General features: G+C 51.3%; 18 protein-coding genes. 7 read left to right on the top strand and 11 right to left on the bottom strand.

Features of this window, described 5'->3' with window-relative positions:
* Window positions 1-50: 50 nt before the first annotated feature.
* The 3 genes from plsX to ACUHMQ_RS15220 all read right to left on the bottom strand — a co-directional run bounded on the left by plsX (window position 51) and on the right by ACUHMQ_RS15220 (window position 1,934).
* Complete coding sequence (gene plsX, locus ACUHMQ_RS15230) at window positions 51-1,082, bottom strand: phosphate acyltransferase PlsX (RefSeq protein ID WP_445296316.1); 1,032 nt, start codon at window positions 1,080-1,082, stop codon at window positions 51-53.
* Between the two features lie 106 nt (window positions 1,083-1,188).
* On the bottom strand, window positions 1,189-1,368 hold the full coding sequence (gene rpmF / locus ACUHMQ_RS15225) for a 50S ribosomal protein L32 (protein WP_099405109.1): 180 nt from the start codon (window positions 1,366-1,368) through the stop codon (window positions 1,189-1,191).
* Between the two features lie 50 nt (window positions 1,369-1,418).
* On the bottom strand, window positions 1,419-1,934 hold the full coding sequence (locus tag ACUHMQ_RS15220; RefSeq protein ID WP_445296315.1) for a YceD family protein: 516 nt from the start codon (window positions 1,932-1,934) through the stop codon (window positions 1,419-1,421).
* A 213-nt stretch (window positions 1,935-2,147) separates the two neighbouring features.
* On the opposite strand from ACUHMQ_RS15220, the gene ACUHMQ_RS15215 reads away from it, so the two are divergent.
* Genes ACUHMQ_RS15215 through ACUHMQ_RS15205 form a run of 3 tightly spaced genes read left to right on the top strand, consistent with a single transcriptional unit; the run spans window position 2,148 to window position 5,119 of the window.
* Window positions 2,148-2,732 carry a Maf family protein gene (locus ACUHMQ_RS15215; protein WP_445296314.1) on the top strand — a complete coding sequence of 195 codons (585 nt, stop codon included), beginning with the start codon at window positions 2,148-2,150 and terminating at the stop codon, window positions 2,730-2,732.
* Window positions 2,729-3,445, top strand: coding sequence for an SAM-dependent methyltransferase (locus ACUHMQ_RS15210; RefSeq protein ID WP_445296313.1), 717 nt, complete (start codon window positions 2,729-2,731; stop codon window positions 3,443-3,445). The genes ACUHMQ_RS15215 and ACUHMQ_RS15210 overlap by 4 nt, the downstream gene beginning before the upstream one ends.
* A 60-nt stretch (window positions 3,446-3,505) precedes the next feature.
* Window positions 3,506-5,119 (top strand): NAD+ synthase, encoded by a 1,614-nt coding sequence (locus tag ACUHMQ_RS15205; RefSeq protein ID WP_445296312.1) that lies wholly within the window; start codon window positions 3,506-3,508, stop codon window positions 5,117-5,119.
* 84 nt (window positions 5,120-5,203) lie between these two features.
* Here ACUHMQ_RS15205 and ACUHMQ_RS15200 read toward each other — a convergent pair whose 3' ends face one another.
* Window positions 5,204-7,984 carry a TonB-dependent receptor gene (locus ACUHMQ_RS15200; RefSeq protein ID WP_445296311.1) on the bottom strand — a complete coding sequence of 927 codons (2,781 nt, stop codon included), beginning with the start codon at window positions 7,982-7,984 and terminating at the stop codon, window positions 5,204-5,206.
* A gap of 523 nt (window positions 7,985-8,507) precedes the next feature.
* Here ACUHMQ_RS15200 and ACUHMQ_RS15195 point away from each other — a divergent pair.
* Window positions 8,508-8,816: a DUF2845 domain-containing protein gene (locus ACUHMQ_RS15195; RefSeq protein ID WP_445296310.1), complete on the top strand. Its 309-nt coding sequence runs from the start codon at window positions 8,508-8,510 to the stop codon at window positions 8,814-8,816.
* Window positions 8,817-8,992: 176 nt separating this feature from the next.
* Here the strand turns inward: ACUHMQ_RS15195 and ACUHMQ_RS15190 are convergent, their stop codons facing one another.
* Window positions 8,993-9,322, bottom strand: coding sequence for a ComEA family DNA-binding protein (locus ACUHMQ_RS15190; protein WP_445296309.1), 330 nt, complete (start codon window positions 9,320-9,322; stop codon window positions 8,993-8,995).
* Window positions 9,323-9,468: 146 nt separating this feature from the next.
* Window positions 9,469-9,663: a hypothetical protein gene (locus ACUHMQ_RS15185; protein WP_445296308.1), complete on the bottom strand. Its 195-nt coding sequence runs from the start codon at window positions 9,661-9,663 to the stop codon at window positions 9,469-9,471.
* A 414-nt stretch (window positions 9,664-10,077) separates the two neighbouring features.
* Here ACUHMQ_RS15185 and rlmD point away from each other — a divergent pair, with 414 nt between their 5' ends.
* The gene (rlmD, locus tag ACUHMQ_RS15180; RefSeq protein WP_445296307.1) at window positions 10,078-11,397 is read left to right on the top strand and encodes a 23S rRNA (uracil(1939)-C(5))-methyltransferase RlmD; all 1,320 of its coding nucleotides are present in this window, start codon (window positions 10,078-10,080) and stop codon (window positions 11,395-11,397) included.
* Between the two features lie 154 nt (window positions 11,398-11,551).
* Here rlmD and folB read toward each other — a convergent pair whose 3' ends face one another.
* On the bottom strand, window positions 11,552-11,911 hold the full coding sequence (folB, locus tag ACUHMQ_RS15175) for a dihydroneopterin aldolase (RefSeq protein WP_445296306.1): 360 nt from the start codon (window positions 11,909-11,911) through the stop codon (window positions 11,552-11,554).
* A 95-nt stretch (window positions 11,912-12,006) separates the two neighbouring features.
* On the opposite strand from folB, the gene plsY reads away from it, so the two are divergent.
* On the top strand, window positions 12,007-12,624 hold the full coding sequence (gene plsY, locus ACUHMQ_RS15170; protein ID WP_445296305.1) for a glycerol-3-phosphate 1-O-acyltransferase PlsY: 618 nt from the start codon (window positions 12,007-12,009) through the stop codon (window positions 12,622-12,624).
* 95 nt (window positions 12,625-12,719) lie between these two features.
* Here plsY and ACUHMQ_RS15165 read toward each other — a convergent pair whose 3' ends face one another.
* From ACUHMQ_RS15165 to ACUHMQ_RS15150, 4 genes are all read right to left on the bottom strand, one after another.
* Entirely contained in the window at window positions 12,720-14,354 is a 1,635-nt protein-coding gene (locus ACUHMQ_RS15165) for a methyl-accepting chemotaxis protein (RefSeq protein ID WP_445296304.1), read from the bottom strand.
* A 207-nt stretch (window positions 14,355-14,561) separates the two neighbouring features.
* Entirely contained in the window at window positions 14,562-16,733 is a 2,172-nt protein-coding gene (locus ACUHMQ_RS15160; RefSeq protein WP_445296303.1) for a KAP family P-loop NTPase fold protein, read from the bottom strand.
* A gap of 211 nt (window positions 16,734-16,944) precedes the next feature.
* Window positions 16,945-18,021, bottom strand: coding sequence for an alkene reductase (locus ACUHMQ_RS15155; RefSeq protein WP_445296302.1), 1,077 nt, complete (start codon window positions 18,019-18,021; stop codon window positions 16,945-16,947).
* Window positions 18,022-18,049: 28 nt separating this feature from the next.
* A complete protein-coding gene (locus ACUHMQ_RS15150) occupies window positions 18,050-18,520 on the bottom strand; it encodes a YybH family protein (RefSeq protein WP_445296301.1) in 471 nt (156 codons plus the stop codon).
* Between the two features lie 111 nt (window positions 18,521-18,631).
* On the opposite strand from ACUHMQ_RS15150, the gene ACUHMQ_RS15145 reads away from it, so the two are divergent.
* On the top strand, window positions 18,632-19,579 hold the full coding sequence (locus ACUHMQ_RS15145; protein ID WP_445296300.1) for a LysR family transcriptional regulator: 948 nt from the start codon (window positions 18,632-18,634) through the stop codon (window positions 19,577-19,579).
* Window positions 19,580-19,986 lie beyond the last annotated feature (407 nt).

The following is a 19,986-nucleotide window of genomic DNA, read 5'->3' as shown; positions in this document are numbered from 1 at the left end:
CTTATTCGTTGATAAGCCAATCTTTTGATTTTAGAACCTGCTCAAAGTGTTTACGCGTCAGGCAAACTGGCTGTAACCGTCGAATGGTCCGCCATGGTTTCGCTGATTTTACTCAGGACTCCCGACCGGGCTTCTTCCAGTGCTTGCTCCATAGCGTAGTAAAAGGCAAGTTTGTCCGCCCCACCATGGCTCTTGACGACAATGCCTCGCAAACCCAGCAAACTCGCACCGTTGTAACGACGCGGGTCCATGCGATGGCGGAAACTCATCAATACCGGCGTGGCGATAACAGCAATCAGCTTACGCCACCAACTCTTGAGGAACTCCTCCTTCAGGAATTCGCTCAACATCTTGGCCAAACCTTCAGATGTCTTGAGCGCCACATTGCCTGTAAAACCATCACAGACCACAACATCCACGGTGCCTTTGTAGATGTCATTGCCTTCAACATTGCCATAGAAGTGCAGGTGCGACTGCTTTAGCAGCTCACCGGCAGCCTTAACTGTTTCGTTACCCTTGATGTCTTCAGAACCGATATTCAACAAGCCAACCGAAGGTCGTTCGCTTTGCCGTAAAGCACCGTAAAGCGCAGACCCCATGACAGCAAACTGATAAAGCTGCTCGGCCGTGCAATCGACATTCGCGCCAAGATCCAACACACAGCTGGTACCGCGCATCGTAGGCATCATCTTGGCAATCGCCGGGCGCTCAATTCCTGGCAAGGTCTTCAACACAAAACGGGCTGTAGCCATCAGGGCACCGGTATTGCCAGCCGAAACGCAGGCATGCGCCTCACCTGTCTTAACCAGGTTGATAGCGACACGCATGGATGAGTCTTTCTTGTTCTTGAGTGCGGACTGTGGCGCCTCATCCATTGCCACCACTTCACTTGCATGATGAATGCGAAGACGTGGACCGGGTTTGGCGTGATGTGCCTTCAACTCCGCTTCGATGGCATCCTTCAAACCAACGAGTACCACATTGACCTCAGGGCGCGCCTTGAGGAACTTGAGTGCAGCAGGCACAGTAACGTGAGTACCGTGATCGCCACCCATTGCATCTATTGCGACAGTAATTTCCATGCGGGAAGAGTAAGGTCTACTACGAGCGGTGCCAAGCGCTAGCTCGAAAGAAAAAGGCGCGCTCTAGAGCGCGCCTTTACATACAGCATACAACCCCACCGGGCAATTACTCACCCTTGGCCTTGACAACGCGGCGGCCACGGTAAAAACCGTTCGGGCTGATGTGATGACGCAGATGAGCCTCACCAGTACTTGGCTCAACAGCCAAAGCAGGAGCGGTCAAAAAGTCATGGGCGCGATGCATACCGCGCTTGGACGGGGATTTTTTATTCTGTTGAACGGCCATGGTCGTGCTCCTAGATCAAACTTCAAAAACTTGTTAACTCTGAATACCGCTTAGTTGTCGCCGCGCTTTAATTTGGCCTTGTAATCCGCCAGCACGGCAAACGGGTTAGGCTTTTGCGGCGTTACAACCGCCTCCGACATCACCCCGATATCAGCCTCACATTCTTCATGCGTTGGCGAATAGGGCAATGCCAGTAAAATCTCGTCCTCGATCAGGTCAAGTAGCGCAAACTCACGCTCAAACATCAACCCTTCCAGCTCTACATCCTCAGCCTCGGCTTCATTAAGCTTGCCTTCGTCAGAAAACAGCACAAACCGGGCGGCCACATCCAACTCGAACGGCATAGATGTCAAACAGCGTTGGCACTTGAGTTGAAAACTCGCTGTCAAGCGCAAGTCCAGTGTCAAGCGCTGCAGTCTATCCGTACCGCCCACCAAGGCATACCCGACAGCACCGCCGCTCAGTAACTCGCCTGCCACGCGGGGTAAATCACTCAGGGCCAACTCGCCTGCCAGGACCTTTTTCTGCCTAGCAAACTGACCGTTATCGAAGATGAGCTCGGACATAAACGGCGGATGATATACTTTCGCCCCCTGAAACGTCAAAGAAATCTGCCGTTTAGTCGCTGTTGAAGGTCTATTACCGATGGCGCAAAACCACTGCTTCTGCCCCTTACTGCGACTACTTGGCAAAAACTGTGGCGTCAGTGCACAGCATTGCTGACAACAACAAATCCAACAGCCCAGAATTAGCTGTTGCTCCTCAAACAAGTGATATCAATGACTACACCACAGCTTGTATTGGGCTCCACCTCACGTTATCGACGTGAATTACTTAAGCGCCTGGGCATTGCATTTGAAGTTGCCACACCACATTGCGACGAAACCCCGCTTCCTAACGAGCGCGCAGCCACAACTGCAACGCGCCTGGCGCGGCTTAAAGCGCAGTCGCTCGTAACCCGTTTCCCGAACGCCTTGATCATTGGTTCCGATCAGGTAGCCCTGCTGGAGGATAAACAACTGGGCAAACCCGGTACCTTTGAGCGTGCCTTTGACCAGCTGTGCGCTATGCGTGGAAAAACCATTACCTTTCATACCGCGCTGGCACTGCACAACGCCAAGACTGGCCAGACCCAGGAAACTGTGGTGCCTTGGCAGGTCACAATGCACGAATACAGCGATGTGGAAATTCGACGCTATCTGGAACGGGAACAACCGTATGACTGCGCAGGCAGCGCCAAGACTGAAGGCTTGGGAATCGCAATGATTAAGCATATGCAAGGCAGTGACCCGGCCGCCATCATTGGCCTCCCCCTAATTGAGCTATGCCGAATGCTGCGTACAGAAGGTTTCCCAATACTATGAGTGCAGGGACCCTTTATCTCATTCCCGCTCCGCTCGGCGATAGTAATCTGGATAGCTTCTTACCTGCCGATGTGCGGAAAATCGCCAATCGCATCGAACACTGGATTGTCGAACATCCCAAAACAGCACGTGCATTTCTTAAGTTGTACGGGCCGGAGCGGCAGATCGCCTCTTTGCAGATGCATGAGCTGAACGAACATACCAAGGATGCCGAACTCACCAGCCTGCTCGCGCCTTTACAAGCGGGTCATGATGTCGGGCTGATGTCCGAAGCTGGCTGCCCCGGTGTTGCCGACCCAGGCGCCAAGCTGGCTCGCTTGGCTCACATTCACGGTATCCGCGTTGCCCCGTTGGTTGGGCCATCCTCGATTCTGCTAGCGCTAATGGCTTCGGGTGCAAGCGGCCAACGTTTCCGTTTTCATGGCTACCTGCCGTTGGAAGCTGGGGCACGGCTGGAAAAACTGCGCGAACTGGAGCGCGACTCCACCAAGCTTGATGAAGCCCAACTCTTCATCGAAACCCCTTATCGTAACGACGCCATGCTTGATGCTGCCTTGCAAGCATGTAAGCCCAATACCTGGCTTACTATTGCCCGTGACCTGACAACAGACGATGAATTGGTCATCTCACAAGTGCTTTCAGATTGGAAAAAACAACCCCGCCCAGAGCTGAAAAAACGACCGGCCATGTTCGTGCTCTATGCTGGCAAATAATTATCACGTCCAGTTTTTCAAACTGCGCGTACTTCGTCACAACTCTCGATTTTTCATCTTATGAAAATAGCCGTAGCCCAATTCAACGCCACCGTCGGTGACCTTGTCGGTAATACCGATCAGATTCTCTCCCAACTCGAACAGGCCCGACAGGCAGGTGCTGACATCCTGCTGGTGCCAGAGCTGGCTATCTCTGGTTATCCACCCGAAGACCTGCTGTTACGTCCAAGCTTCTATCAGGCATGCAATGAACAGCTCGACCGCCTGCTCGATGCAGCTGATGGCATTACACTGGTTGTCGGTCACCCACAACAGTTGGGTGCCGAGCGCTTCAACGCGGTGACAGTGCTACGTGACGGTAACTTCATTGCCCGATATCAGAAGATGGTCCTGCCTAATAACGAAGTGTTCGATGAATGCCGCTACTTCACGCCCGGTGCCAACACCTGCGTATTTGAGCAACGCTGCCATGATGGCAGCACCGTCCAGGTAGGTGTATTGATTTGCGAAGATATTTGGCACCTGGAGCCTGCTGCCGAAGCAGCCGACCAGGGCGCAGAAATACTGCTCGTACCTAATGCCTCCCCCTACCATATGGGCAAGGAAGCCGTACGCGAGCAAATGGTCCGTCAACGGGTAGAAGAAACGGGCCTGCCTATTGTCTATTGCAACTGGGTGGGCGGACAGGATGAGCTTGTTTTCGACGGCGGAAGTTTTGCCCTGAATCGCCAGGGTGATCTCGTCGCAAAATCCCCCAGTTTCATACCAGACCTTGCGATACTGGAGTTCATCAACGGTGATATACAAGCCAGCAAAATCACCACGACGCCAGACATAGAAGCCAGCGTATATCAAGCGCTTACATTGGCTACCCGCGATTACATTCAGAAGAACCGCTTTCCCGGCGTCATCATCGGTCTTTCTGGCGGCATTGATTCTGCGCTCACCCTGGCAATTGCTGTCGATGCATTAGGTGCCGACCGCGTACGCGCAGTAATGATGCCATCGCGCTATACCACTCAGATCAGTCTTGACGATTCGCGCGAGATGATCCGCCGCCTTGGTGTCCAATACGATGAGATCAGTATCGAACCGATGTACGATGCTTTCAGCTCCGCACTTGCCCCACAGTTTGCAGGCCTTGCCCCAGACACTACCGAAGAGAATCTTCAATCACGGATTCGCGGCGCCATTCTGATGGCGCTCTCGAACAAAACCGGCCGATTGGTGCTGACCACAGGCAACAAGTCGGAAATGACCACCGGCTACGCCACACTCTATGGAGATATGGCGGGCGGCTATGCTGTGCTGAAAGACATCGCCAAGACCCTGGTCTATCGCCTGTCGAATTACCGGAACAGCATCTCTGACATTATTCCTGAGCGCATCATCACCCGGCCGCCATCCGCCGAATTACGCGAAGATCAGGTCGACCAGGACAGCCTTCCGCCTTATGAGGTTCTGGACGCCATCATGGCGCGCTATGTGGAAGATAACGAATCCATCACCGACATCATCGCTACAGGTTTTAACGAAGCCGATGTGCTGCGGGTAGTGAAGCTATTAAAGGTCAATGAATACAAGCGCAGACAAGCTGCAGTTGGCGCACGCATCACGCCCCGCGGGTTTGGACGGGACTGGCGATATCCGATTACGAACGGATTCTTCCGCTGAAATCTTTTCTTTGTTCCAGCAAAAAAGCCGCCCCTCAGGGCGGCTTTCAACAGCACACAACCATTCTGACTTCAATACGCCGAATCAGAATTTGTAGTTGCCGCTCACATAGAACGACCGACCGATTGCATCTGCATAACGTGGGTCATACCCAAGCTGATGTGAACCGGTATTACGTAGTGAGCGCGGTGGATCGCGATCAAACAGATTGGTGATACCACCCGTCAACGTAAATCCTTTTCTCACCATATAACGGGTTTGTACATCCACCGTTGTATAGCTGGACACCGTTCCATCGTAAGGCATACAGGTAGCCAGATCCGGCGTAGTAACGCTGCAATCAGCTACCGAATAGGTCTTGTCCTTATAACCAGACTTGTATTTAACCGTCATCGAATTGCTGAAATCCCCCAACTCAACCGTTGTCACCAGATTAGCAAGGGTCCGGAAAGCAACCTTGTCATCAGATCCATACTGGCCAAGGCTAGACTCATATGCCTGCGAACCTGGTCTGGTGTACTCAGACTTCAACAAGTAGGTACCTGTAAAATTGGTCGTCACCCGTGCAGACATCACTCTGAAACGACCTACCGCGTCCCAGTCAATACCCCGGTTATGCAACTTACCGATATTCTCCGCCTTTAGGACGATAGCGAGATCCTTACGGCCGGTAGCTGTGTTGGTCTTAAAAGTGAATCGATCGTGATACGTCAAAGGATCATCAAAGATAACCGATTCATCGATCTCCCTGACCGCATCGGTAATTGATACGTCCCACATATCCATACCAAACCCGAACGAGCTCGAGGGTTCAAGGCGGAAACCGACCGACCACTGCTCAGATTTCTCTGGCTTCAGTGTTGCCTCCCCTTGCTTGAAGACTTCGGCCTGTTGCTTACCAGGTTTACAGTAAGTCGTGAGAATGTCACCAGCAGGGAAATTCGGACAGTTGTATGTGCCTGCACTCACGCCAAAGTCACTGAATGGCCGAGCTATATCCAGCATCGATGGCGCTCGGAAGCCAGTGCCGTAAGAAGCACGTAGCAATGCAGACTTTGTAGGTTGGTAACGGCCACTAATCTTATAAGTGGCTTTGGAGTTACTGTTACCTACGTTTACACCCAACAGCTTGTCCTTGACGCTTTCAATCTTGTCATAGCGTGTAGAAAGGCTCAGCTCCAGCTTATCCAACACTGGCAATGCCAGTTCGCCGAAAATTCCCATGGCTTGACGGGTCAGGTTGTAATCAGGCTGAGCCAGCTCATTCAGGATTTTGCCGTTAGAGGCCGGATCTCTGGTAGTTGTGAAGGAATAGTCCCGGAAGTCACCGCCGATTGCGACCATCGCCTGCCCGCCGGGCAACTCCATGAGCTCAGTCGAACCACTTCCTTCGATCCCTTTGTATTTGACCTTGTCCTTAGAGAGTGGCCCAAAGTACAAGGCTTGGTTCAGCAAAGCCATCGCTGCCGGCGTCTGCTGGCCAGGGCCAACAAATGGGTTCACCAATCCAGATCGAACAGCGGCAACAAATGGCTGTTGCAAGACATACCCACCTATTCTGTCCTCGCTCAGCGTATTCTCAGCAATCGTTCCGGCCCCCTTCAGACTCCAACTTCCCAAATCACCCTCAGCCCCCAACACCAGATGCTTGGACTCATTGCTGTATTTAGAAGCGCGGCCACCTAAATCAAGAACACGGTATGCGGCAGCAGCGTCCACAATTGAGGCACCCGGCGCAGTGGCTGCAGCCGGCAGATAAGGCAGGATATAAGTGTTGTAAAACGTTGTAGGGGAGCTGGTATCAATGGAAATCGGCACATTTGCAGTCTGTGCTGCAATTTTCGTCTTCATCTCATATTTTGAGAACGCCACGTCAGAGAACAACGTCCAGCCTTCACCAATCTTCAACCGGCCCGTGGCGAAAATGCTGTTACGCTCACTCTCGGGCATGATCTGCACCGTCGAGGCGTAGTCAAAATAGCAATTGTATTGGCCTGGTGAAACTTCCATCCGCTGATGATCTGGAGGACAGGCTTGATTAGCAGAGTAGTAAGGATTGAATGAATAGACTTGGTCAAGTCCTGCTGCATCCTTGTAATTGACTTCCACATTGCCAGGAATACCGCGTGGCGACCCATTGAAAAACAGCAGGCTCTGGCCTTTGTAGCCAAATGGGATAATGCCTGTCTTGGAAATATCCCGGTCTTTGGCGCGCAGGAAATCTTGTGAATCATGCGAGTACGACACCATGGCATTGAAACCATCGTTGGACAAATCGCCAAAGCCTGCAGTGAAACCCGCGCTCCAATTCTTACCACCTGGGTGCTGCGGCCTGGTGTAGCGCGCTTCCAGATCTACCCCTTGCTGGTTCCTCTTGAGTATGAAGTTGACGACGCCTGCAATCGCATCAGATCCGTACAATGCCGATGCACCATCTGTGAGTATTTCCACCCGCTCTACCGCACTTAACGGAATGGAAGCAAGGTTTACTGTCCCGCCGCTGTCTGCAGGGGCAATACGCCGGCCATTCAATAGCACCAACGTATATTTTTCACCGATGTTATGCAGCGATGCTGTAATCAAGCCCCCACCACCGCCACCTACAGAATCAGCGGATGCGGTAAACCCTTGCATTGCGGGCATCGCTTGCATCAGTTCTGCAACTGATGTTGCGCCAGTACGAGTGATATCTTCGCGCTTTAACGTCTGAACTGGTAAAGCGCCCTCTTTTACAATCCGTTTGATACTCGAACCCGTGATCTCAATCTTGTCAGCCTTTTGTACATCATCGGCCGCACTGGCAGTACCCATAGAACCAGCAAGACCGATCATTCCTATTGCATAAGCAAGCTGTTTGATCCTCATCGAGTGATCTCCCCAACAGTAAGTCCAAATTTGATGGCATTGGCTGTGTATTGGTATAGGCATCAACCATTTGCCATCCTGATGCGCCGATCAGACGCGCCCTTGCTTAGCAGCCACTTCGTTGCCGAAACGGCCACTCAAGAAGCTGATTCAGCTTACTGACAGGTACAGGTTATTAGCAATTACTAAGAATCTTTTTACAACAAACTGTATATATTTGTTGCGCATTAGGCACACCATGTTGTGCCGTAATATGGGCTTCATAAGCCGGCAAATTCGCCAGAAAAATTACGTTGGAAAATCATGCCAAAGCTGAACTTATCCGACCTCTTACTTTCGTTCATCTGTGGTTCACCGCGGTATCGATAGGCTTCGCCCCATTCAACATGGGAATTCTCTACCGCTCTCAGCCCCTAGTTAAACCTGTGCTGCAGACAGAGCCGCGTACGGAATTGATCCTTGGTCCACATGGTGGATCAACCTTATGGAAAACGGATTTGGTTTGATAAAAAGGAAAGAAACGATGTTACGTAACAAATTTGTGTGCAGAGTCTTTGCGCTAATGCTTATCAGCATGGGTTTACAAGCCCACGCTGAATTTCTGCGCTGTAATGGCGATAGCGCCCAGGTAGGAGACAATAAAGCCAGCGTCGTACAAAAGTGTGGTGAGCCAATAGCACGTGATAGCTATTGCAAACCTAAGGAGGGAACGCTGGCTTGCCAACCTGTGGATGAATGGACCTACAATCCCGGTCCTGGGCAGTTTCTGACTATTTTGCGCTTTGAGAACGGCGCCTTGGTCTCGATCAAATATGGCGACAGGGTCAATTAGCATTGGCCAAATACAGAAATACAGATGCAATCACCGCACCGGCAGGCAGGCAGGCAGGCAGGCAGGCAGGCAGGCAGGCAGGCAGGCAGGCAGGCACAGTATAAGAAACAAGGCCTCGCAAATATGCGAGGCCTTGTTTTAATCAGGTTCTTAATCGTTAAAAAAGCTACGAATAACTATGGCTTTTTAGGTGGTGATGCTGAAGCTGGCTTTGACGCTGCTGTAGGTGCTGGTGCAGGCTTACTTGGAGCACCGCCAACCGTAATGTCCTTACGTAGTTTCTCGACAGTCGCCTTACCAATCCCTTTGACTTTCTCCATATCCTCGACAGTCTTAAAAGGGCCATTCTTGCTACGGTAATCAACTATGGCTTGAGCCTTCTTAGGGCCGATTCCAGGCAATGCCTCCAATTCAGCAGCAGTACCTTTATTGATATCGACGACTGCCATTGCAGGCAGAACAGCAAGGGCCAGGGCTGCGAGCACACTAGCGAATAAAGCTTTCATCAATCTTCCTCCTTAAGGGAAGCTGCAATTGCGGAAGGAAATACTCCGTCCACGCAAGCTAGGCGTTGCTCAAGGAGTTTGCAAGCAGGATTTACCTGCCCGAAAGATATAACCGGCTCCTAAGAGGGCCGGCTATATAACGCCCACTAGTGTTCCATGGGTTGAATCAGTAGATAGTTGGGATTAGCACTGCGTTGCTCGGCTGCCATCGCCTCATCCAGCGTAAGCAAACGCAACTGAATGGGGGGAGTGCTCATTGGATAGGAAGACTGCCTCCCTTCAACTTCATGGGTTGCCGCTACTTCCTCTTGGCCCGTGGCCATTTCGAAGACGGTGATCATCTTGCATCCCTTCTGCGCCGTTGGCGCATTCTGATCAATCGGCTTACGACCTGAATATCGGTTTATTCTGAATAAACTTCAATAGCTGACCGAACCCACGCGACAGAGATCACTTTCCGGGCGACAGCCGGCTATTCAATTGCAAGCAATGCAATCAGTGCGCCAGCAGATGCGTGCACTGCAGTGATGACCGTTAGGCAAACGACAGACGGCCCTCGCTTACCTTGTAATCACGGGCCTGCCCGCTATAACAGGATTCAGTCTCTCCAGAGCAGCAACTCCCTCGAAGGCGGTTTGACGCCGCCTGACTTACAGGCCGACACTTCATCGTGTCGGCCTCGTTTTTTGCGTTTTCTCACATAGTCTCAAGCGCTTATAATTGCCGGCTTTTCTTCGCTTCCCGCTTTCTCTGCCATGACCGAACCCCGTCGTAATCCCGTAGCCACCGTTGAATCACTTGATTACGAGGGCCATGGCGTCGCCCATGTTGACGGTAAGACTATTTTTCTCGATGGTGCACTTCCCTTCGAGACAGTCGAATACTCCAGCTACCGCAAGAAACCCACCTTCGAAAACGCTCAGGTTACCACTGTGCTAAGCGAGAGCTTTATGCGCACTACACCTAAATGCGTTCATTTCGGCGTTTGTGGCGGGTGTTCACTGCAACATGCTGAGGCCAGCGCACAGGTCGCCGCCAAGCAACGTGTCATGGAGGAAAATCTGATCCGTATCGGTGAAGTAAAACCCCAAACCCTGCTTACGCCGATCTATGGCCCTACCTGGGGTTATCGTCACCGGGCACGCCTTTCAGCGCGTTACGTCGCCAAGAAGGGTACGGTGCTTGTCGGCTTTCATGAAAAGCGCTCCAGCTTTATCGCAGACATGAAATCCTGTGAGATTCTGCCGAAAAAAATCTCTGACCTTCTGGTACCACTGCGTGAACTGGTAATGCAACTATCTATTCGCGAACGGATGCCGCAGATCGAGCTGGCCCTTGGCGAGCATGTTGATGTGCTGGTACTGCGTATCATGGAACCACTAACGCCTGCCGATGAAACATTGGTCAAAGCCTTTGCAGACCAGCACACCGTACAGTTCTGGTTGCAGCCCAAAGGGCCGGATACGGCCTACCCTTTCTACCCGCTAGATGCACCACAGCTCAGTTACAGCCTGCCTGAGTTCGGCATTGTCATGCCCTACAAACCGACTGAATTCACCCAGGTCAACCCACATATCAATCGTGTATTGGTCGGCCGTGCCATCCGCCTGCTCGACCCACAACCCGGTGAACGCATTGCAGACCTGTTCTGCGGTTTGGGTAACTTCACCCTGCCTATTGCACGGCTGGGTGCTGAAGTGGTTGGTATCGAAGGCAGTCAGCCGTTGGTCGAGCGTGCCATCGAGAATGCTGCCAAAAATGGTCTGGCAACCAAGACGACATTCTCGGTTGCCAATCTGTTTGAGATGACCCCGGAGATCATGACCGGCTTGGGCCATTTCGACCGCATGCTGATCGACCCGCCACGTGATGGCGCGATGGAAGTATGCAAGTCGATTCCGGTGGAAAACGGCCCCAAGCGTATCGTCTATGTCAGCTGCAACCCCGCTACCCTGGCGCGTGACGCCAATGTATTGGTCAATGTGAAGGGCTACACCCTAAAAACCGCAGGGGTCGTCAACATGTTCCCTCATACTGGCCATGTCGAATCGATGGCGTGGTTTGAGAAGGAATGAATGAGCACAATCTAAGATCTGTTCACGATCTGTACTTGTGCTGCTCAACAGCTACTCGTAACGGATATTGAACAAACTACTCATACCCCAATAAAAAAGCGGCGCTTAAGCCGCTTTTTTATTGATCACAGTCTTGTAACAAGCTCATGTGGTGCTAACCACCGCGGTGGCCACGCTCTACCGTCACCCCAACGCGCCCCACCTCATGCAGGATACCCAGCTTGGTCACGGATACCCGTATCCACGGGGTGGAAAAAGCCCCCATCAGGTCTTGCGCAATATATTCAGCCAAACGCTCTAACAGCAAGAAATGCTGTTCGGCAAGCACTGCACGCAGGCGGTCGACGACATCAGCGTAGTTGATTGTATCTGCCAGGTTATCAGTCTGACAGGCACGGGCGCTGGGAATACCAAGCTCAAGGTCAATCTCCACAACTTGGGGAGCAACACGTTCCCAATCGTAAACACCGATCAAGGTCCTGGCCTTTACGCCGTGTAAATAAATAATATCCATGGTGAATGCGGAAGCGACCCCAGCGCTTGCTTGCTATCGCCGAAGACCGCATCCGGCTTAGAATCCGGGGCGCCCATTGTAGAGGAAATCGCCTGATGCCGCCCGCTGTGCTCCCAATTGTTCTAGTCATTGCTGCCTATCTCATTGGTTCTATTTCATTTGCCATCATTGTCAGTAGAACGATGAGAATGGCCGACCCACGTAGTTATGGTTCGGGCAATCCTGGTGCAACCAATGTTTTGCGTTCGGGTAAAAAGAAAGCCGCTCTGTTTACCCTGCTGGGTGACACACTGAAAGGCGTACTGGCTGTCGCCACAGTCCAGCAACTAGGGTTCGCAGATGAATGGATTGCCGCGGTAGCTATTGCCGTCATCGTCGGCCACATGTGGCCCATCTTCTTTCGGTTTCAAGGCGGCAAAGGCGTAGCAACCGCTGCGGGCGTTTTGCTTATGCTGGACTGGAAGCTGGGCTTGGCGGTATTGGTAGTCTGGCTATTGGTAGCCCTTGCTACCAGATTGTCTTCATTGGCAGCTATCGTTGCAGCGATCTCCGCGCCGCTGCTGTGTCACTTCCTGGTACCCAATCGTCCCGCTATTTTCGGCGCTGTTTTGGCGATTGCCGCCCTATTGATCCAGCGACACAAACGTAACCTTATCAATCTGCTGGCAGGTACTGAAGGGAAGATCGGACAAAGCGTCAAGGCGAATGACTAGTCACTAAAAACCCGTTCAAGTTGCTATATCAAATAGCTATCAAATAGCTGTGGTGGGGCGTGTGGTGTACTTGCCCCACCAATAACGGTTTCAACTCAACCGGTACGCAAACGAAAACGCGCAACTTCCTTGCGCATTTCTTCAGCCAACCGGCTCAACAACTGGGCAGACCCTGCGGAAACCTTGGCTGCGCTGCTGTTTTCCTCGGCCATTTGTGCAATACGTTCCACATTACTAGCGATTTGTGTGCTCACTGTGCTTTGCTCCTGCAAAGCGGATGCAATCACACTGACAGCGTGTTCTGCCTCTACAGCGCTGCTGGCTATGCCTTCTATCGCTGTGCCTGCGCTGCCGGCCAGTTGAACACTTTCCTCTACCCTGCTGACAGCACGGTCCATCCCGCTGACTGAATCCTTGGAGCACTGCTGAATACGTTGGATCATGTCCACGATCTCACGCGTGGCACCGCTGGTACGTTCCGCCAACTTACGAACCTCATCTGCCACAACTGCAAAACCGCGCCCTTGCTCCCCGGCCCGAGCTGCCTCGATAGCGGCATTCAAAGCCAACAGATTGGTCTGGTCTGCAACATCATGAATCACCGACACAATGCTGGAAATACGTTGCGACTCCTCACCGAGTTCGGCGATGACCTTTGAAGTAATACGAATCTCCTCAGCTACGCCAAGGATTTCCTTTTCTGCTCCTCGGATCACCGAAGCCCCCTCATTGGACAACGACTCAGCCCGGACAGAAGACTGCCGCGCATCACCTGCATTGTCTTTGACTTGCGTAATGCTGACTGTCAACTCCTCCACTGCCGCTGCCATGCTTGATGCCGCCTCGCTTTGCGCAGCGGAATCATTGGATACCTGGGTAGAGGTTGCAGCCATCTCGTTGGCCGACTGAGTCAACGACTCTGCATGCTGGCGCATAATGCCGATAGTCTTGCTTAGCGAGTTTTGCATGGTTGCCAGTGCACTGAGCATCTGCCCCATTTCGTTGTGATCGTTCCCCTGAATATCCCCTGTTAAGTCACCATCAGCAATACGGTTGGCTATCCTGATTGAGCTGTTTATCGGGTCGATAATGCTGCGGGTAATCACAATGCCAAACAACGCACCGAGTACCAGCGCTACCACCAACATCACACTCACATTGGAGCGTGCGGCGGTTGCCGCAGTATCTGCATCCGCACGAGCGGCTTTGCTACCACTTGTGCTGTCGTCAACCAATTTTTCCAACAGTGGCAGCGCAACACGAAATGCAGCAAGGCCATCCCCTAGTGATAGCGTAGCTGCCTCCTCCATTTTTCCTTCCTTGGCCAAAGCAACGATCTGATCGCTTACCTTAAGGTAAGCATCAAACTTTTCGCGGAACTCGGTGTAGACCCGACGGGTATCAGGTGATTCGATCAAAGTCTCATAGTGCCTTGCAACTTCGCGAAAACTCTCCAATTCCTTCTGCTTGAGATCCAGGAATTTCTGTTTGTTTTCCGGCTTCGCGATGATGTACTGCGTCTCACGAAGGCGATGGTCCAATACATGAGTGCGTAACATCAGAATTTCTTGAACACTGGGCAACCATTTGTCTCCCACCTGCCCCAATGCATCGGTAACTGTGCCCAGTTTCATCAGGGCTACTCCACCCACTGCACCAGTAAGAACCAGAAGTAAAAAGAACGCAATGGCCAAGCGAACGAAGATCCGTAGATCATTGAAGAATTTCATGGAAACCCCCGACAAGCTCAGTGAAAAGAATTGCTCAGACCGCGATACCAAACCTCAGTGAACACCAACACAACTACCTATCACCATAGTTTGCTTACAAAGCTTGTGTTACCTGGACGACGGAGGGGACGTCGCCATACTGTTTCTTAGGTTTTGCTTCCCTTGTACAGCAAAAAATCTTCGTAAAAGGACTGCATCAGGCAGGCTCTATGTATTGCCTGCGTCGGCCTCAGTTCCATCTGCGGCATAGAGATACTTACCTTCCACCACACTCCGCCAGGCAATGAATACCTGAGAGGCAAGATTCTTGTCTGCCAGCCTTAACTTTGCATGTGCTCTTAGGTCCTCCCACGTGCAGTAGGCAGATAACCTACCAGCCGGGTCGGGTAGACCATAAATCAAACCCTTATGGGTATCATTGCCATACTGCAAAATCGCCAGTGCAAAGTTATCCAAGGTGGGGTCCCCTTCCCTCAGTGCAGAAAAAACCTCTTTGCATCTTTCCAACATCAACCAAGGAATGGCCTGCAGAATAGTCCTGGGATTGGCAGTACAGAATAGGGAATTATTTCGCGAAGCTTTCAGTATATTATTCAAGTAAGTCTGGAATATTTCCTTCTTACTTTCCACCGGCAATATCAGTGGGTAAATATGGTTTGAGGATTTAGGCTGGAAACCTTCCCGAATTATCACCGTTGCAATGAAGAGTGCGCTTTCACACTCAACTAACTTCCTGGCTATTTCCATTCTTCGACGAAGCTCTACTGTATTTACCAGCTCTCGAATGGTCCTCAGTGTCATGTTCTCAAAATTAAACTTATGATCGTTCGTTACGCTGGAAGAGTGCTTAATAAAAGGCTTTTTATCTGTTAATGCGCCAAGTGCCAGACATAGATTTTCCACATCTGAAATACCTTTCTCGCTGAAGGTTCTCACTGTATCGCCAAGGAATTCCATAAATTCCATACAGTTCTCTTCAGATAAAGAGTTGAGTACCTCATTACGTTTGGCCGGTTCCAATAGTAATTTTCTTACCGACTCAAAACTAATGTCGGAGGAGCTGAAACCACGTTGGAGTGCAACCAGTAACCGACTTGGGTTTGCTATACACCCTCCAATTTCCGGCAAGCTGTCCTTAGCGACAGCATTGTCACACTTTGCCACCAGAGGGAATAAAAAGTGGACAACGTGTTTGGCATCGATAGGGGAAGAACAGGCTTCCAGGGCAGCTTCACGCTCTGCTGTACCGGCTCTGATTATTTCCTGTGCCTTATCTTTTAATATCTGGTCCTTGGAAATCGGCCCGACAAAATAATGTGGCTTCTTACTTATCAATTCAAACAAAGGGGCTGCTTTTGTCATTAATGCAGCCAATCCTACAATGTCTGCCAACACAACTTCCCCTCGAAGGGAAGGTTCTATGATGTGCACGGTATTAAATAGCCGAATCACATCACGTGGTTGCTCAAGTAATTCCCGCAACCCCGAGAAATAGAGATTAAACAGACGATCTTCATCCCCCTTGAAATAGGATGTCCGCGCATCGGGATGCAGTTTTTCCAATGCATTCTTGAAGAGTGTTTGCCTGGACGAGCGAGAGAGTGTGGGCAGTGGTATTCGAGCCTGCACCACCTTATCCAGATACATTTCTGGATGTGCCACTTTAAGACTCTTAAGTGACTCGCTAACGTAAGTAGGGTCCCAGGCTAATACATACCCAACATTGGGCAGCTCGCCGACAGCTTTGACAATTCGGACCATCTCAAAGACTTCTGGCGGGAATAGGCGATCAATGTCATCGATAAAAACAATGATGGGCCTTGGGTATTCAAACAGTGCATCCTTTACACGTTGTTTATGCTCTTCCAGATTCGGCGTCTTGTACTCTGTAATAGAATCCGTTGCGTGACCCACCGTCTCGAAGACAGATTTAACTATCGATGCCCATGGTTCCGCACCAGGTATCAGCTTCACAACATCAAACGCTTTGGCATAAGCCCTGATTTCTCTGGCAACTTTCCTAGCACCATCGGCAGGGTCATGTAATTTGAGTGCCTGGGCAATACGTGCCAGAAAATTTCTTAGTAGCGCATCTCGATCACCAACCAGCCAGGGATTGAAGTGAACAACGATTGGCAATTTAACGTCGTCTGTCTCATTCTGCTGAAGCAATAAATCTTCAATCATTGCAAGAGAAGATGTCTTACCGCTGCCCCATGCCCCTTCGACAGACAAAACAAACCCGCCCGTTGGAGAAATTGCCTTTAGCGCGTAAACCGCAGACTCCGCAAATGAATATCTGGAGAGCCTGTCATTTTCCAGCGCACTGCCTATTACCAACGGCTGATCAAGGTCCATACTTGCATCTTGCTGATTCATTTTCATATCCAACCGATCAGTCAGATGATCTGTTATATGTTGAATTCAACAAGGTATTCAGCAACTTAAGTGCTGCCAACTAATTATATATAGTTAAATCCAGGCTTATGATGGTGATCACAAGCCTGGATTTATCAAAACACCTGAAGATAGACGTACTCTAAAAACCACTCTCTGCTGAAAAAGATTCAATACAAACCTTACCAGCTGCTTAACCCACCAACGCCGGCTCACGAGCAAGTGTCGGGTAGTCGGTGTAACCAACAGGCCCCTCGCTGTAGAAGGTCTTATCATCACCTTCGTTCAACGGCGCCCCAATTTGCAGACGAGCCGGCAGATCAGGATTGGCGATGAACAACTTACCAAACGCTGCTGCATCCGCCTCGCCACTAGCGAGCAGCTTGGATGCCGACGTTTCCGTTAGCCCTTCGTTAGCAATGTAGACGCCACCAAATATGCGCTTGAGTTCAGGGCCAAGACGACCGGACTCTTGCGACTCACGTGCACAGATAAAAGCGATCTTTCGCTTGCCCAATTCGCGTGCAACATACCCAAAAGTTGCGGGCCGATCGGAGTCTCCCATATCCAATACATCTGAACGTGGCGCCAGATGCATACCAACCCGCCCAGCTCCCCAGACCGAAATAGCTGCATCGGTCACTTCCAATAACAGACGCGCACGGTTTTCAATCGAACCACCGTATTCATCCGTGCGATGGTTACTGCCGTCCTGTAGGAACTGGTCCAACAAGTAGCCATTGGCACCATGTATCTCCACACCATCAAAACCAGCACGCTGAGCATTGATCGCGCCTTGGCGGAATTGCTCGACAATCTCTTTAATCTCATGAATTTCTAGCGCATGCGGCACGACATAGTCCTGCGACGGACGAAGCAGGCTGACTTGGCCACTCGCCGCAATTGGACTTGGGGCCAACGGCAGACGGCCATTCAAATAGTCCGGGCTGGAAATGCGCCCCACATGCCATAGTTGCAGCACAATACGGCCACCTGCCTGGTGTACACCCTGAGTAATTGACTTCCAACCTTGGACTTGTTCCTCAGACCAGATACCAGGCGTACGTGGATAGCCAACACCCATCGGCGACACAGCAGTTGCCTCTGAAATGATCAATCCTGCACTGGCGCGCTGCATGTAGTACTCACGCATCAACGAATTGGGCACTCGGCCGCTACCACTGGCGCGGGTACGTGTCAGCGGGGCCATAATGATGCGATTAGGTAGTTTAAGGTCACCAACTTGCAACGGATCAAACAAAGTACTCATGGGAAGCTCTCCAATAACGTGAATAGGTTTACTTGCTTGTAGGTAATGAAGCATGGTCAACGATGTACTGCCACTCGCCATTCACACGCGTGGCTATATCCGAGAAACGCCCGTTAACCAGTACCGGCTCACCACCGGCAAGCGGTTCCAGGCGCAGGTTGTAAAGCCCCCATGAATGCACCAGATTGTCCGACTCGATGTAATGGGCATCGCTGATCGCAACACGGGTTTTGTATTTCTTGAACATGCCGCTATACCCCACGATGATGTTCTGCGTACCACGCACTACCATTTGATCTGGTGCAAAAACCACGGTAGATGCTGGGTTCATTCGGGCAAGTGCTGCGGTATCGCCCGATTCAACTGCACTACTCCAAGCTTTTACCGGTTCACTTAAACCATCTTTAACAAGTGGCAAAGTATTCGGCGCCGCAATAGCCGTACCCATCAAAAGCATTACTGCAATGGTGCCCGCCAGCCGTGTTCTGGGGTGATTCATGTCGTACTCCCGAATTGATTTGACGGGTACCAGTTTGCGATTCATTTGGCATTACGAGAACTGCTGAAACTAGAATTAGCCCTATTCCAATTCGTTATGGAATAAGGTGCTATGAACGAACTGAAGGTAATGCGGGTTTTTGTGCGATGTGTAGAACGTGGCAGCTTCTCGGCCGTGGCACGCGAATTCGATACCACACAGCCAAACATCAGCAAGATGGTGGCCGCATTGGAAACCCATCTGGGCGGTAAGCTTTTTGTACGGGCCGCACAGGGCGTACGACTTAGCCTGGAAGGCCAGCAGTATTACAGTGAGATCAAGGAGGTCGTCGATGCGTTGGCCCGTGCCGAGGAGAATTTCGGCCAGACACGCAGCGTAGTATCGGGATTGGTGCGTCTATCAGCATCGCAAGCCTTCGCTCGCTTGCAAATCCTTCCACATCTACCGACGCTGATGGCGCGCTATCCACAGCTGCAGGTCGATTTGCAGCTCAATGACAGACTGGTCGACCTGGTGGAAGAAAATATCGATATCGCATTCCGACTGGGTAATCTCAAAGACAGTGCGTTACTCGCACGCCGCCTTGGATCAAGCAAGCGGGTCACAGTGGCAACACCAGGCTATCTGCACAAATTCGGCATACCGCGAACACCGGCAGAACTCGCCGAGCATGAATGCATTTTCTTCGACCAACCAAACTCTACTCGTAGCTGGACTTACTTTCCCAGTACACCTGGTGGATCAACCACCAAAACAAACCGACCACGGCCAATACAGGTACGGATCGCCGGACACTTTCAAACCAATAGCCCAGAAGCTGTACGCCAAGCCGTACTTGGTGGGCTGGGCATCGCACAGGTGTCTGCCTGGATGGTGGGCGCAGATGTTCAAGCTGGGCGCCTCTGCTTGCTGCTAGAAGATTATGCGATTGCTGAAACTCCGATTCACGCCGTATTCACCCAAAACTCTCGCAATTCGGCAAAGATACGTGCTGTGATTGACTTTTATGAGGCAGTTTTCCGCGAAGAACCAAGCGTTACAAACCACGAGGGTGGCTGACTGCGCCATACACCAGCCAGTAACGGTCGTATTGCGCGGTTGTGAACAGGTTCATGTACAGCTCAAAACCTCATGCGTTGTACACACTTGTCGCGCTCACCTTACCGTCTTCAGCGCCAAAAGAGTTAAAAACAAAACCCCCTGGCCTTATTCAGGCACAGGGGGGGATAAAGACTTAATTACTTATTGCCAGTACGCAGATGAACGTCTGTCCACATTCATCCATGGTTGATTACTCGTACAACTTGTAGGGATACATGTTCCACCATAGATTGGATAGTGACCTGTCCTGACAACCGTAGACACACCCACTTCAAATGCAGACCAATTGCCTGCTGAATTTTTCTGCAAACACCGCCGGTGCCAAATTACCTAGCCGAGAGTGGCGTCGTTGGCGGTTGTAAAAG

The sequence above is a fragment of the Chitinimonas violaceus genome (genome assembly GCF_052601015.1).
The sequence above is the reverse complement of the archived record's forward strand: the minus strand, read 5'-3'. Positions and strand labels throughout refer to the sequence as shown.